The following is a 15,651-nucleotide window of genomic DNA, read 5'->3' on the forward strand; positions in this document are numbered from 1 at the left end:
GACTGAGCCCACAACCACTACTGAGTCGACGACCATGGCTGAGTCGACCACAGAGAGCACAACAGCGGCAACGACCAGAACGACTCGACCAGCGCCTAAGACTACAACATCTTCTACGACAGCGCAGACAACCACAACTAAGCCAAATATACCAAGAAATGGCGATAAACCATCTAAACCAAAACGGTCATTACCAAGCACAGGTGAAACGGTTGGTGTCCTTTCAGTAGCAGGATTGGCGCTCTTCTCGTTTGTTGGCCTTGCTTACTACCGCCATAAGAATTATTAGTGACTGAGGTTTAGTCCCTCATTGCTCTATGTGGTACTGAACTTCTGGATGTTTATCAAATTTATGGAGAGGGGTGGCAAAATAGGTTTCGATGAAATCATTTTGTTTCCCCCTTTTTTATGCAAATGTAGTTATATCACAAAAAAATATTAGCTAAAGGACTCAATTAAAAGGATAGTTCATGAAAACGAAATTTTTCTTAGAAAAGAGGAATCTGCAAGGATGCATAAGGTTAAGGTACTTTTAGGGACGGTTCTGCTCTTTTTAACACTATTGTTGACAGGACAGCCAGAGGCACAAGAACCTATCGTTAAACTCTCAGGCGGAGTGATGGTGGATGTGGCTAGGAGATATTACTCTCTAAACTCTCTGAAATCTATCATTGATACTGTTTCGGAGAATAAAGGAGACTTTGTTCATCTCCACTTGACAGATGATCAAAATTATGGGTTGGAGAGTCAGTTTCTCAATCAAACAGCTTCAAATGCAATCTATAATCAAGATGATCAAAGCTATACTAATCCTAATACGAATCGAAAATTTCTCAGTTATGGACAGTTGGCTGAGCTTAAAAGTTATGCGGGTTCAAAAGGCATCCGATTGATACCAGAAATTGACACCCCAGCTCATACAGGAGGGCTAAAGGCCTTGCTTCCCTACGCTGAGCCAGCAGTTACTAGTCAATTTAAGTGGGTATCTTGGGACGAAGATAGGCAACTAGATCTTGATGCAGCTACTACTCAGGAAGCTGTTAGACAGTTATATATGGAACTAGTCCGAGAATTGCCTGGCTTAGAGTATATCCATATTGGAGGCGATGAAATTTCTGGAGGACTTATACAAGGCCAGTCTTTCATTAGTCATGTGAATCAGTTATGCGACTATTTAGCAGGTCAAGGTATCAAAACTCAAATATGGAATGATAGCTTATCCCGTCAACTGCTACCTTCTTTAAATCGTAACGTTGAGATTGCTTATTGGGGGTATCTTCCTCACAGAAATCCAGATTTAGCAACAGCTTCTGACCTTAGTGATCAGGATTTTAAGCTCCTTAATTATAATGGGTATTATCTAGCTTTTGTTCCTAAGCCCTCAGAAAAACTTCAATCGGATGCCCTATTTGCAGCAAATGATATTCTAAAGACTTGGAATCTTTCCCAGTTTCATATGGATACGGGTGATTCCATTAATAGTTTAAAGAATGTCATTGGAGCGGCTTTTTCCATATGGAGTGAAGAGTCAGCTGGTCTGACTGACGAGGAGATATTTTCTGCCATGGGTAGTCCGATTCGAGCTCTTTTGACAGTTATCAATCAAGAAAATATAAAGAGAAACGAGAATACGACAACTACCACCACCGAGTCAATGACTGAGGCTACGACAACTATTACAACTGAGCCGACAACCCAATCAACCACAGAAAGTACGACAACTACTACAACCGAGTCAACGACAGAGACTACGACAACTGTCACAACTGAGTCAACAACTAAGTCGACCACAGAAGGCACGACAGAAACAACAACCCCTATCCCACCAATGCCTCAGCCTACAACGTCTCCTGAGACAAGTACAGCTACACATGCAACAACGACTAACCCAAGTACATCAAAAGATGGCAATAAACTGTCTAAATCAAAACGGATATTGCCAAGTACAGGTGAAACGATTGGTGTCCTTTCAGTAGCAGGATTGGCGCTCTTCTTGTTTGTTGGGCTTACATATTACCGTCACAAGAAGAATTAATTATTTTGAGTGTTCAGACACTAATGGATAGGTAAAGTATAGAAGAGTGGGAGAGACCACCATGATGGCTCCACCCTCACTCCCAAAGCGTGTAACTGTTGAAGATTACGTATAAAAAAGATTTTGATTTTTGAAATTCTTTATCATCTATTCTTCAAATTGATAAATTAAATATAAAAAGCGAACAAAACAGAATTCTGAGTATCAGAAAACTAATATTGTTCGCTTTTTATATTTAGGGTTGAACTTTTGTCCCAGGCTCCTGATGTTTTTAGTCAAAAGGCTTAATTGGACGGTTTCCGCCAGAGACAGGTATGCTAAATCTTACGAAAGGTATTTTAATCTAGCAAAATTCATCTAAAGTTTGGGTGCCTTCAAATAAGTATAGCAGAGAAGGGGCTTATCAAATCGAGCCTCCTTTTGACTTTTTTTGCTTTAATGGGAACTGAATCCTGCGCCGCTTCAGTCTTTCATATCATTTGACCCTTGCAAGTCGCCTGTGATACAATTTTAAGTACAGTGGAAACAGTGGTGGGAAATAGTATGGTAAAAAGAATGAGTTTCGTAATCACCAGCCTTTTAATTCTGAGTCTTAGCTTGGGAAACAGTAGGCAAGTTTTGGCTTTGGAAAGCCATTCTGAGTTGGAGCTTGCAAAGGAGATGGGGCAGGATTTGGAGGCTAAATACGCTCCAAAAGGTGGGTCGATTGTCGTTGATGCAGCGACTGGCCAAGTCTTATATGAACGTGAGGCTGACAAGCAGTGGCCTGTGGCTAGTCTAACCAAGATTATGACCCTGTACTTAGCTTATGAGGCATTGGAATCTGGTGAACTTTCAAGGGATATGACTTTTGAAGTCACTCAAAAGGATGTTGATATTTCTCAAATTTCTGCTCTTAGCAATAATACGATGGTTTTGGGAGCTCAATACACTTTTGACGAATTGGCCCAGCTGATGATGATTGTTTCATCTAACGCTGCGACCGTGCTGATGGCAGATACCATAGCGGGTGATGAGGGAGCTTTTGTTGATTTGATGAATGCTAAGGCTAAGGAGCTTGGCATGACACAGACGCAATTCTACAATGCTTCTGGCTCTAGCAATGAACTTCTAGGTGACTATGCCCCTGCTAATCAACCGAAAGACGGAGAAAATCAAGGGTCTGCTAGAGATTTTGCACTCTTAAGCTATCACCTGATAAAGGATTATCCGCAGGCCTTGAAAAACACAAGTCAGTACAATTTGAGTTTAAAAGAGGGTAGCGAGTATGAAGAAAGCTTTACAGCTCACCACCTTTCCCTAACAGGAGGACCGACAGCTTACGAGGGGACAGATGGTCTCAAGACAGGTTCTAGTGATAGTGCTGGTTATAATTTGGTGTCCACAGTTAAGCGCCAAGGGGTTAGGCTTATCTCTGTTGTTATGGGCGTTGGTGAGTGGCCTGATGACAAGGCTGAAGAAGCTCGCAATCGTCTCAGTAATGCTTTGCATGACGCTGTTTACAAAGAGTACACTTATCAGAGAATCTTGCCAAGAGGCCTTCAAACGATTAACGATAGAGCCATCGTTTTGGAAGAAGATCTCTATGCCATGGTCAGACGAGGTGAGGAGCTTGATTTTATTTTGGAGAATGGACAGGTAAGCCTAGATGATGACGTTGTTTACCTTAGCGAAGATGGTCAACGATCTAGCGTAGCTTACAGAAAATGGGTTGCTCCAAAACCTAATTTAGTTCAACTATTGCGACGTACTTGGCTAGGGATTACCTATCAATGGTGGTTGATCGGAACAGGATCGTTTATGTTATTGATTGTTGGGATTTACTTGTTACGGGGTGGCAAATTTTCAAGGAAAAGAAAAAGTAATCATTTTTGAGTTTCAAAGGATGTGAGTACTTTTTATACGAAAACGTCAACGATTACAAGCTTTGGAGTGAGCATGAAGCCACCATGGAGATGGAGGGTTGTCCCAACCTTTTTTCATTCAACGGTTAACAAACGAGACGCAATGATTAGGAGGTTGTATAAAAATATGGATAAGTTTTGTTAGCTAAAACAGTTAGATATTGGAAAGAAAATGAGCTTGAAACGGAAGAAGTTTTTAACTTAGGGATAGACTTTGACCAATATCTGAGCAGGTTAATCTAGACAAAAAAGTGAGAGGCAACGACAAAACACAGTAGAAGTTCTCATGCGTTTAGCGTGCCTTGGTTGCACGATACTTTAAAAAATATCAAAAGTTTGGTATAATGAGAAAAATGTTATTTATTGGAGGAAAATATGAACGGCTTAACACCGATTATTTTATTGCTGATGATGGGAGGGATGATGTTTTTCACCGCCCGTGGTCAAAAAAAACAGCAGCAAGCCCGTCTTGAAATGCTTAACAATGTGAAACCGGGTGACAAGGTGGTCACTATCGGTGGCTTGTATGGGGTGGTTGACAGCGTTGACACAGAGGTCAATACAGTCACCCTTGACATCGATGGCATCTACCTAACATTTGAACGCGCAGCCATTCGTACAGTAGTATCTGGTGGCGTTAGTGTAGAGAGTCTTTCACCTGCTGACCCAGCTGTGACACCAGCAGAAGGTGATTCAGAAGTAGAAGAAGGCTCTATCATCGAAGAATAAATGTAACAAAAAGCGCAGACTGCCCGTGTTTAGACGGTGGTCAGTGCTTTTTCTTTAGGAAAAGATGTGGTATAATGAAGAGTATTATACTATTTTCAGGAAAAGATTATGTTCAAATTTAAGATGAATCGCAAGTCTAAAGTGGAAGTGCCGCAGGTCGTACCGAAGCATATTGGGATAATCATGGATGGCAATGGCCGTTGGGCGAAAAAGCGGATGCAGCCTCGTATTATGGGACACAAGTCTGGGATGGAAGCCCTTCATAAAGTAGCAAAAGTAGCCAACGATATGGGAGTTCAGGTGCTCACGGTCTATGCTTTTTCCACTGAAAACTGGTCCCGTCCAGAGTCAGAAGTGACGTTTATCATGAATCTACCTGTGGACTTTTATGATAAATACGTGCCAGAATTGCACAGAAATAATGTCAAAATTCAGATGATCGGAGATACAGAGCGCCTGCCACAAGGGACTTTTGAGGCTCTCAAGAAGGCGGAGGATCTGACCAAGCTTAACACAGGCTTAATCCTGAATTTTGCCCTCAACTATGGTGGACGAGCAGAGATTATCAGTGCTGTGCAACAGATTGCTCAAGAGATTTTGGATGCCAAGTATAGTCCTGGAATGATTAACGAGCAACTTATTTCGGATCACTTGCAGACGCACACCTTACCGAGAACCTTACGAGATCCTGACCTTATTATTCGGACCAGCGGTGAGCTGCGCTTGAGCAATTTTTTACCATGGCAGGCAGCCTATAGTGAACTTTATTTTACAGATGTTCTTTGGCCAGACTTTGATGAGAAGGCCTTTAGAGACGCTATTTTGGCTTACAACAAGCGCCAACGCCGATTCGGTGGAGTTTAAACTAAGAAATAAAATGCACTAGAAAATCTGTTGGAGAATTGACGAGTTTGTGTCGGCGAGTAAGACGCTTTGGCTCAGGCTGAAAATGATCATTGTAACTGTGTGAATTGAGAGTGCGAGATCATTTCTTTTGGAACTGCGGTTTCCGCTTGATTTCCTGTTTTCTAAGTTTTGACAGTTTGACATTTGGTTTCAACCCCCAATGGTTTTTGGAACCAGTTAGAAGTTAGTTAGGGTAGCTAGGATTTTCATAGATATTGCGATATGACGTTTCAGGTGAGTGCAGGTCAAAGGCCTGTTCCTAAGCTATTTTTCGTATATTTAATCATAGATAGAACCTCTGTAAGAAGGTGGTGTAGGGGTTAGATGAAAAACTGAGAGAAGTCTCTCAGACTAAGGAGATTTGAAGATGAAGGATTTACAGAAACGCGTGATTTTCGGGGCTATCGCCCTAGCGATTTTTGTTCCAATTATGTGGATCGGCGGTGTCTTTTCACAGCTTGCTGTTGGATTTTTAGCGGTGATTGCTGTGACCGAGTTGCTTAAGATGCGTGGAATTGCACCTACCTCTGTTGAGGGGGTGTTATCCATGTTTGGGGCTTTGGTTCTGACCTTGCCGCTGGAAAACTATCTGCCCTTCTTGCCGGTGGGCGGAAACTATGCCGCTTTTGCTATTATTGTCTTCTTTGTGCTAGGAGCAACAGTTGTGCAGTTCGGCCAGTATACGTTTGACGATGCGGTTTATCCGATAGCCTCCAGCGTCTATGTGGGGATGGGCTTTCACGCTCTTATTCTGGCTCAGATGGACAGTCGCGCTAAACTTTTCTTTGCTCTCTTGCTGGTTTGGATCACAGATAGCGGCGCTTATCTCTTAGGACGTCAATTTGGTCGGCACCCCTTAGCGCCGCGCGTGTCTCCTAATAAGACTGTTGAAGGTTTTCTAGGTGGTGTTTTATCTGCGGTTATCTTTGCGGGGATTTACATGCTGATTTTTCCTGAGGTTAAGGCTGGCTATCATTATTTGATTATGCTGCTTTTAGTAGCTATCTTCTCAGCTTTTGCCCAGTATGGTGATTTGGTAGAATCAGCTCTCAAACGTCACTATGGTGTGAAAGATTCTGGGCGTGTGATTCCTGGTCACGGCGGGATTTTAGATCGTTTTGATTCTCTCATTTTTGTCTTTCCCATCATGCATTTCTTCGGTCTCTTTTAAGAAGAACAGAAAGGATAGGTAGTATTCTTTGATTTTAAATATTTTGGCTTTTATTTTTATCTTTGGCCTTATCGTGGTGATTCACGAATTCGGCCATTTCTATTTTGCCAAGAAGGCTGGCATTTTGGTCCGTGAATTTGCCATCGGCATGGGACCTAAGATTTTTTCCCATAGGGGAGAAGATGGAACCTTGTATACTATTCGTATCCTGCCTGTCGGAGGTTATGTCCGTATGGCTGGCTGGGGAGAGGATAGCACTGAAATAAAGACTGGTCAAGCTGCTAGCCTGACGGTCAATGAGGATGGTCTGGTAACACGGATTAACCTGTCTCAGAAGCAGGTTGACATGACTAGTCTGCCCATGAATGTGACCAGCTATGATCTTGAAGATCGACTTGAAATCACAGGCTTAGTTATCGATGAGACCAAGACTTATCCTGTTCATCATGATGCGACCATTGTTGAAGAAGATGGAACTGAGGTTCGAATCGCACCGCTCGATGTCCAATATCAAAATGCCAGCATACTTGGACGTGTGATGACTAACTTTGCCGGGCCTATGAACAACTTTATCCTAGGGATTGTGACCTTCACGATTTTGGTCTTTATGCAAGGGGGTGTCGCTGACACAAGCACCAACCAATTACGTGTGGTGGAAGGCGGAGCGGTCGCTGCGGCAGGTATTCAGACAGGGGACGCCATTACGCGGATTGGAGATTATCCGATTAGCAAATGGGAAGATGTCGTTGAGGCTGTCACACATTCTACGGAAAATACCTCAGATGCGCTGACACTTGATGTGACCTATAAGCATGATGGTCAGACCAAGACTGTGACTGTCACTCCCAAAAAAGAAAACGGTGCTTATTATATCGGGGTTCAACCTGGTATTAAGACAGGCTTGCTTGATAAGCTGGTCGGCGGTCTTAGCAGTTCTTGGCATGCAGCCTTTGCGATTTTAAATGCCCTGAAGAATATCATCGTCCGTCCGAGTCTAGACCAGCTGGGCGGGCCGGTGGCCATTTTCCAAGTCAGCTCCGAAGCTGTCAAGGGTGGGCTAGAGAGCATGCTGGAACTTCTAGCTCTCTTGTCAATCAACTTGGGGATTGTTAATCTGATCCCGATCCCTGCCTTGGACGGTGGGAAAATTGTGATCAATATCCTAGAAGCCATCCGTCGCAAACCGCTAAAAAAAGAGGTGGAAAGTACAGTCACGGTGGTTGGTGCCGTTTTCATGATTTTGCTTATGATTGCTGTGACTTGGAATGACATTATGCGCCTCTTCTAATCCCTTTTGAAAATCAAAAGAAGACCTGTTAACTCATCTTGAGAAACAGTTAAGAGAGACAGGCTTGCTCTAGCTCCCCCAAAAGTATGTGACTGTTGAAGATGACATATAAAAATCGTCATTTCGTTAAATCGATCGTGCCATCTTCACCTCAAAGTCTTGCAGCGAGTTTGACCTAGCTAAACCTTGTTTGTATTACTTATAAGTAATACAAACAGCAGAACTATAAACTAAAAAGGAAAACCATTCATGAAACAGTCTAAAATGCTGATTCCAACCCTACGTGAGATGCCAAGTGATGCTCAGGTTATTAGTCACGCACTCATGCTCCGAGCGGGTTATGTCCGCCAAATCTCAGCAGGTAGCTATACTTACCTACCACTTGCCAACCGTGTTATTGAAAAAATCAAGGCTATCATTCGTGAGGAATTTGATAAGATTGATGCGGTGGAAATGTTGGCGCCAGCCATGATTATTTCTGAACTTTGGAAGGAATCTGGCCGTTACGAAACTTATGGCGATGACCTCTTCAAGCTTAAAAACAGCGAGGGAACTGAGTTTATTATGGGACCTACTCATGAGGAAACCCTGACTGCCATTGTCCGTGACTCTGTCAAGTCCTATAAGCAATTGCCGCTGACCCTTTATCAAATCCAAGCCAAATACCGCAATGAAAAACGGCCGCGTAATGGACTCTTGCGGACCCGCGAGTTCATCATGAAGGATTCTTACAGCTTCCACGCGGACAATGCTAGCTTGGATGCTAGCTACTTGGATCACAAGAAAGCCTATGAAAATATCTTTGATCGGGCTGGCCTTGATTATAAAGCTATTATCGGTGACGGTGGGGCCATGGGCGGTAAGGATAGTCAGGAATTTATGGCTATCACACCTGACCGCACGGATTTGAACCACTGGGTGGTGCTTGACAAGTCTGTGGCTAGCCTAGAAGAATTACCAGAGGATGTACTTGAAGCCATCAAGGCAGAACTGCTCAAATGGTCTGTCTCAGGAGAAGATACGATTGCTTACTCTAGCGAGTCTGACTATGCCGCTAACCTTGAGATGGCAACAGACTTCTACAAGCCGAGTGGCAAGGTATTGGCGCAAGAAGAAATGGTTAAGGTAGAAACACCGGATTGTAAGTCTATTGACGAGGTGGCAGCCTTTCTCCAAATTGAAGAAGAGCAAACCGTTAAAACTATGCTGCTGATGGCGGATGGAGAGCCTGTCGTAGCGCTTCTGGTTGGCAATGATCAACTCAATGATGTTAAGCTTAAAAATCATTTGGAAGCAGGTGTACTGGAGCCTGCGACAGCTGAGGAAGCAAGAGCTTTCTTTGGCGCTGATTTTGGTTCGCTAGGTCCAGTTGGCTTGCCTGAAGGCACTCGTATCGTTGCTGATCGACGTGTTAAAGGTGCTCAGAACGTCGTTGTTGGTGCTAATGATAATGGTTATCACTACAAAGGCGTTAATCCAGAGCGCGATTTCACAGCTGAGTATGTCGATATCCGTGAAGTCCGTGAGGGAGAATTGTCTCCAGATGGTAAAGGTGTGCTCAAGTTTGCTCGTGGAATTGAGATTGGTCACATCTTCAAACTAGGCACACGTTATACAGAAAGCATGAATGGCCTGATCTTGGATGACAATGGCCGCGCGATCCCAATGATTATGGGCTGCTACGGTATCGGCGTCAGTCGTCTGCTATCGGCGGTTCTCGAGCAGCATGCCCGTCTCTTTGTTAATAAAACACCTAAAGGCGAGTACCGCTATGCTTGGGGGATTAATTTCCCTAAAGAATTGGCACCATATGACGTGCATCTGATTGAGGTTAACAGCAAGGATGATGCGTCAAATAGGCTCACAGCAACCATCGAAAAGCTCCTCCAAAAGGCGGGCTACCAAGTCTTGACCGATGAGCGCAATGAACGTGCTGGTGTCAAGTTCTCAGATAGCGATTTGATTGGCTTGCCAATCCGTGTCACTGTTGGTAAAAAGGCTGTTGACGGTATTGTTGAGGTTAAGATCAAAGCAACCGGTGATACTATTGAAGTCCACGCTGACAACTTGGTGGAGACCTTGGGTATCCTAAGTCAAGATAAATAAAGCGATGCAATGAGGTTGAGATAAAGTACTCGGCCTCGTTTCTTTTATCGTTTGTTCAGTCAACCCTGCGGGGTGAGGCAACGAAGTTACGACTTCTTATGCTTATTACGTCATCTTCAAAGGTTACATAACTTTTGTCGGTGAGAGCGAAGCCGTTTTAGTTGTCTATCTCACCCCCTTTTGGCATAAAGCTCAAGTTTTAGGGAGACCTAATAACATTGAGCTTATTTTTTTATTTTTTTGCCTAAAAACCCTTGAAAACACTTGACTTTTCGGGGGGGGGGGGGGGGGTAGAATAGTAGAGGTAGTTTAAATGCTAATACTCTTTGAAAATCAAAAGGATCCGTCGTCAACTCGTCTTGATGAACTTCAGTTCTATCTGCGACTTTGTTTCCTTGTCTACTTCTAATTTTCTTTGAGTATAAACATATAAAAGAAATGGAGTTTTTGATATGAGTAAAATTCAGAAATATCTACTATTGTTACTCACTCCCATAATGATATTTATGGGGTTAAGCACACCGCAGACTGTCAATGCAGATAGTGGCGTCGAATTGACCAAGGTTATTACAGATATATCCATTTGGGATGTCGGTAATGGTCAAACGTTAAATAAGGATGGTGCTGGTAATTATCAGCTGATCAAGGATAGTGCCTATCGCTTTGAAAGTCAATTTGACTTATCACATTATGATGGAAAGCTAAAGGATGGGGACTATTTTACCTTTACGATTCCAGCTCCAATTACAGTCGAAAACACTAATTTTGATTTAAAGGACAAAGAGACAGACGTAGCTGTCGGAGCAGCTGTTGTGACATCAAACGGCGAAGGCCAAGGTGGAACTGTTAAAGTCACTATGAAAAATTTGGCAGAATACCTCAAGAAAAAAGGAGGAAACCAGATTCAGGGTGTCAAAGGGACCTTTTATACTGAGTTTAAAGTCACACAAGTCTTAGATGGCAAAACCCTTTCTTATTCAGAATCAGAAACTTCGAAAGAAATTTCGCACACGATTTCAGTAAAAGAACGTGGAGAGAATGATTATACTGAAGGCATTAAAAAGGAAAACTTCGCTAAAATCCACGGGGTAATGAAAGAAGAGCATTGGGATTCTGCTATCTTAAATAAGAGCGGCGAGTACATGCATAAATGGACTCTCCGTGTCAATACAAATCAGTCTAGCTATGGGACGATTACCCTTAAAGACGCGGTTCCAGATGATTCTGCCCCTATGCAGTACATTCCAGAGTATATGGAAGTTCAAGCAGGTTATTTTGACTCTAGTCTCAATTTAAGAGGTAATAAGATTCTTAAAAAGGGTGAGGACTATGTGGTAGAGTACAATAGTTCCTATACTCAAATGACTTTAAAGATTTTAAATGCTTCTGCTAGACTAGCAGAAAATGGTAAACCTGCGACTTACAATGTTTATTATGCAACAACCTCTCCAGCCAATGGAACAAATGTTATCAATGAGTTGTCAATGTCTGGAGATGACAAAGAACTAACAACGAGCACAGAAAGAACAACAACGAAACATCGTGTCACACGTTCAACCAAGATTACAACAGGTGGAACCATTCAGCTTGACACAGGCTACCGAATTACGCTTTATAAAGAAGATGCTGAAACAGCACAGATGCTAAACGGTGCTGAGTTTGAAATTACCTCTCCAAGTGGCGAAAAAGAAACCGTTAAAATTGAAAAGGACGGTGTCGCTCAGTCGAAAGTTTATTCTGCTGAGGAAGTCAAAAAAGGGGAGTTTACGGTCGTTGAGACAAAAGCACCAAAAGGTTATGTTCTTGATCCAACTCCTTTTAAGGTAACGGTTGGTGAGAACGGAATTGTCCGTAGGGTAAAAAACACTAAGGAAAAAGTCTCTGTTCCTGTTACGAAAAAATGGGAAGATGGAGACAACCAAGATGGCAAACGTCCAGAAACTGTAACGGTTCAACTATATGCTAATGGAAAAGCCGTTGATGGACAAACCGTGACACTGAATGACGCAAATAATTGGACAGCCAAGTTTGAAAATCTGGCCAAGACAGATGATGATGGCAAAGAGATTAACTATACTGTTAAAGAAGTTGACGTCGATGGTTATACTTCTGAAGTATCAGGAGATGTTGCAAATGGCTATACCATTACAAATACTCATAAGCCTGAAGTAACTGAGATTTCAGGTAAAAAGACATGGAGCGACAATAATAATCAAGATAATAAGCGCCCAGACTCTATTACTGTTAATCTCTTAGCTAATGGCAAACAAGTAGCAACAAAGCAAGTAACGGCTGCTGATGAGTGGAAGTACAGTTTTAAGGACTTGCCAAAATATGATGCAGGTAAAGAGATTACCTATACCATTGAAGAAAGTCCAGTTGACGGCTATACCGTAGAAGTTAAGGGGTACGATATTTCAAACACTTACGCGCCAGCAAAAGTGGACATTGCTGGCACAAAGACATGGAATGATAACAATAACCAAGACGGTAAGCGCCCAGACTCTATTACCGTTAATCTCTTAGCCAATGGTGAAAAAGTAGCTAGTCAAGTTGTTACTGCTGACAACAACTGGGCTTACAGTTTTACCAATTTAGATAAGTACAAAGATGGCAAAGAAATTGTTTATACAGTCAGCGAAGAGCCGGTTGATGATTATACCGTAGAAGTTAAGGGGTATAACATCACAAATACGTACACACCAGAAGTGACTGAAATCAGTGTCGAAAAAGTATGGAATGATGCTGGTAACCAAGACGGTAAACGTCCACAAGCCATTACGGTTCAGCTGTATGCAAACGGTCAAGCACTTGTTGGCAAAACGGCAACATTAAATGATGCTAACGCCTGGCAAGCAACCTTCAGCAATCTACCAGCCAAGGAAGCAGGCAAAGATATTGTTTATACCGTGAAAGAGGTAGATGCACCTGCAGGCTATGTCACGACATCTTCTATTGCTGGTAACAAAGTAACGATCACGAATACGTACTCTCCAGCTATGACATCTATCTCAGGGACAAAAACATGGGATGATGGTGGCAACCAAGATGGAAAACGCCCAGCTTCCATCACAGTCAATCTTCTTGCCAACGGGCAAAAGGTTCAAAGCAAGACAGTTACAGAAGCAGATGGTTGGAACTATAGCTTTGATAATCTGCCACAATATGCGAATGGTCAGTTGATTACTTATACCATTGAAGAAGAAGCTGTTGTAGGTTATACCGCTACCATCAATGGTGCAAACATTATCAATAGCTATAGCCCAGAAAAAGTTAACATCGCTGTTCAAAAGAACTGGGATGATGCGGACAATCAAGATGGTAAGCGTCCAGATAAAATTACGGTTGAACTGTATGCGGATGGCACTCTAGTAGACAGTAAGGATATCACCCCAGCAGCAGACGGCACTTGGAAGACAGACTTTACGGGTCTTCCTAAATACAAGGATGGTCAAGAAATTGCCTACACCATTAAAGAAGTTGCTGTGGATGGCTATGCCACAACAATTGATGGTGCCAATGGTCAATACACTATTACCAATACTTACACTCCTGAAAAGGTAGCCTTGACAGGTCAAAAGATTTGGAATGACGGGAACAACCAAGATGGGAAACGCCCCGCTACTATTACCGTTGAATTGTTGGCAGATGGTACCCCAACAGGTATCACTGCAGAAGCTAGTGAAGCGACAAACTGGTCATATACCTTTAGTAATCTTGACCGCTACAAAGCCGGACAAGAAATCGTGTATACAGTGAGAGAAGTTGTTGTTCCAGATGGCTATACTGCAGCTGTCAATGGCATGAATGTGACAAACAGTCATACGCCAGAGGTGACAGAGATTTCAGGTCAGAAAACTTGGGATGATAACAATAACCAAGATGGCATACGTCCAGAAACAATCACAGTTCATCTCTTAGCTAATGGCGAAGAGACAGGACTTTCAGTTACGACAACAGCTGACAAGGACTGGGCATACAGTTTCAAAGATGTTGCTAAATACAAGGATGGCAAAGAAATTGTTTATACGGTCCGTGAGGATGTGGTTGCAGGTTATGACGCTAAAATTGATGGTTTGAACATCACTAATACGCATGTGCCAGAAGTTGTAACCTTAACAGGAACTAAGTCTTGGAATGATGGTAACAATCAAGACGGTATTCGTCCAAAATCCATTACAGTTCGCTTATTCGCAGACGGTAAGGATACGGGATTATCTGCAACAGTAACGAAAGATACAGATTGGACCTATAGCTTTAAAGATCTCCCGAAATATAAGGATGGTAAAGCAATTGTCTATACTATCCGTGAAGACAAAGTTTCAGGTTATGACGCTAAAATCGATGGTTTGAATATCACAAATACTCACACACCAGCAATCGTTAATCTGAAAGGTCAAAAGGTGTGGGATGATGAGGATAACAAAGCAGGTATCCGTCCGAAGTCAATTACAGTTCGCCTCTTAGCAGACGGTAAGGATACGGGCAAGTATGTTGTTGTGACGGCAGATTCTAAGTGGACATACAGCTTTAAGAACCTACCTAAGTATAAGAATGGTAAGGCTATTGTTTACACCATAAGTGAAGATCCAGTTGCAGGTTATACAACTAAGATTGATGGTATGACGATCACCAATACCCATAAACCAGACAAACCAACGCCTCCACCTTCTGAAGAGCCAAATAAACCATCTCCAAAATCAAAAGGTGGTAGAAAATCAGCTCTTCCTAAGACAGGAGAAGCCTCTTCGTGGCTCCTTGTCTTAAGTGGATTAGGACTTTTGGGAGTTGTCGGCTACTTTATCCGTAAAGGACCTAAAGCTTAAGTCAAGCACTGCGTCTTGTCAGTAAATCTAAAAATACAGGAAATTGGGATTACTTCTTATACGTAATCTTCAAAGATTACATGTTTTGGGGGTGTGGGCACAGCCATCATGGTGGTCTGTCCCAGACTCCTGGCCTCTCCTTTATGGAGTGGAAGTATAGGGTATTTAACTCTGACAAGACTATGGGATTTCCCTTGTGCTGAATTTGTCATATTTTGCGCTTGTTCTACATTTAGAGCAAGCGCTTTTCAGCGATATTATGACGGATGACACGGTAATAAATAGGTGGTTTTTAAGATGAGTAGGTTTGTTTTGAGTATCAGATTTCTTTTGACAAGTATGGTTAGACTGGACTTTATTTCTGATAAGTATAGTGGTTCGATAGGTCTCAGATTGGGCAGTATGTGATTCTCATAATAAAGCATGTTTTAGAGAGAAATGTAAACATTCTGTGAATTTTTTCGGATTGCTTTAGTGATTCCAAAGCTGGTCAATCTTTTATTTGCTGGTCAAATATGATAAAATAGGAGAAACTTTTTAAGCCATATCTGAGTGGACGATGGTGATAGAGATTTAGAGTTTCCTGAAAATAGGTGTCAAGATATTTTTGCATGTGACGGGCCACCTGAGAGATATGGTCGTCTGGTTAGGTAGATGATAGTTCTTCTTTCAAATTTTGCTACTGA

At 42.4% G+C, this 15,651-nt stretch carries 9 protein-coding genes; all 9 read left to right on the plus strand.

Annotated elements, in window-relative coordinates:
* On the plus strand, positions 1–289 hold a 289-nt coding region (locus tag A3I5_RS12220; protein WP_211207789.1), incomplete at its 5' end, for an LPXTG cell wall anchor domain-containing protein.
* Positions 290–511: 222 nt separating this feature from the next.
* Positions 512–2,035 (plus strand): family 20 glycosylhydrolase, encoded by a 1,524-nt coding sequence (locus A3I5_RS0103925; RefSeq protein WP_018373320.1) that lies wholly within the window; start codon positions 512–514, stop codon positions 2,033–2,035.
* A 543-nt stretch (positions 2,036–2,578) separates the two neighbouring features.
* Positions 2,579–3,910 carry a D-alanyl-D-alanine carboxypeptidase family protein gene (locus tag A3I5_RS11585; protein ID WP_083903293.1) on the plus strand — a complete coding sequence of 444 codons (1,332 nt, stop codon included), beginning with the start codon at positions 2,579–2,581 and terminating at the stop codon, positions 3,908–3,910.
* A gap of 404 nt (positions 3,911–4,314) precedes the next feature.
* Positions 4,315–4,668: a preprotein translocase subunit YajC gene (gene yajC / locus A3I5_RS0103935; protein ID WP_018373322.1), complete on the plus strand. Its 354-nt coding sequence runs from the start codon at positions 4,315–4,317 to the stop codon at positions 4,666–4,668.
* 108 nt (positions 4,669–4,776) lie between these two features.
* On the plus strand, positions 4,777–5,532 hold the full coding sequence (gene uppS, locus A3I5_RS0103940) for an undecaprenyl pyrophosphate synthase (protein WP_018373323.1): 756 nt from the start codon (positions 4,777–4,779) through the stop codon (positions 5,530–5,532).
* A gap of 409 nt (positions 5,533–5,941) precedes the next feature.
* Entirely contained in the window at positions 5,942–6,745 is an 804-nt protein-coding gene (locus tag A3I5_RS0103945) for a phosphatidate cytidylyltransferase (protein WP_018373324.1), read from the plus strand.
* Between the two features lie 31 nt (positions 6,746–6,776).
* Positions 6,777–8,033: an RIP metalloprotease RseP gene (gene rseP, locus A3I5_RS0103950; protein ID WP_026216912.1), complete on the plus strand. Its 1,257-nt coding sequence runs from the start codon at positions 6,777–6,779 to the stop codon at positions 8,031–8,033.
* A 249-nt stretch (positions 8,034–8,282) separates the two neighbouring features.
* Complete coding sequence (locus tag A3I5_RS0103955) at positions 8,283–10,139, plus strand: proline--tRNA ligase (protein ID WP_018373326.1); 1,857 nt, start codon at positions 8,283–8,285, stop codon at positions 10,137–10,139.
* Between the two features lie 452 nt (positions 10,140–10,591).
* The gene (locus A3I5_RS11590; protein WP_248686390.1) at positions 10,592–14,965 is read left to right on the plus strand and encodes a Cna B-type domain-containing protein; all 4,374 of its coding nucleotides are present in this window, start codon (positions 10,592–10,594) and stop codon (positions 14,963–14,965) included.
* Positions 14,966–15,651 lie beyond the last annotated feature (686 nt).

The sequence above is a fragment of the Streptococcus merionis DSM 19192 genome, from assembly GCF_000380085.1.
GTDB lineage: Bacteria > Bacillota > Bacilli > Lactobacillales > Streptococcaceae > Streptococcus > Streptococcus merionis.

Coding starts and splice junctions, on each gene's coding strand:
- A3I5_RS0103925 (WP_018373320.1), top strand. CDS start 512: ATGCATAAGGTTAAGGTACTTTTAGGGACGGTTCTGCTCTTTTTAACA.
- A3I5_RS11585 (WP_083903293.1), top strand. CDS start 2,579: ATGGTAAAAAGAATGAGTTTCGTAATCACCAGCCTTTTAATTCTGAGT.
- yajC (WP_018373322.1), top strand. CDS start 4,315: ATGAACGGCTTAACACCGATTATTTTATTGCTGATGATGGGAGGGATG.
- uppS (WP_018373323.1), top strand. CDS start 4,777: ATGTTCAAATTTAAGATGAATCGCAAGTCTAAAGTGGAAGTGCCGCAG.
- A3I5_RS0103945 (WP_018373324.1), top strand. CDS start 5,942: ATGAAGGATTTACAGAAACGCGTGATTTTCGGGGCTATCGCCCTAGCG.
- A3I5_RS0103955 (WP_018373326.1), top strand. CDS start 8,283: ATGAAACAGTCTAAAATGCTGATTCCAACCCTACGTGAGATGCCAAGT.
- A3I5_RS11590 (WP_248686390.1), top strand. CDS start 10,592: ATGAGTAAAATTCAGAAATATCTACTATTGTTACTCACTCCCATAATG.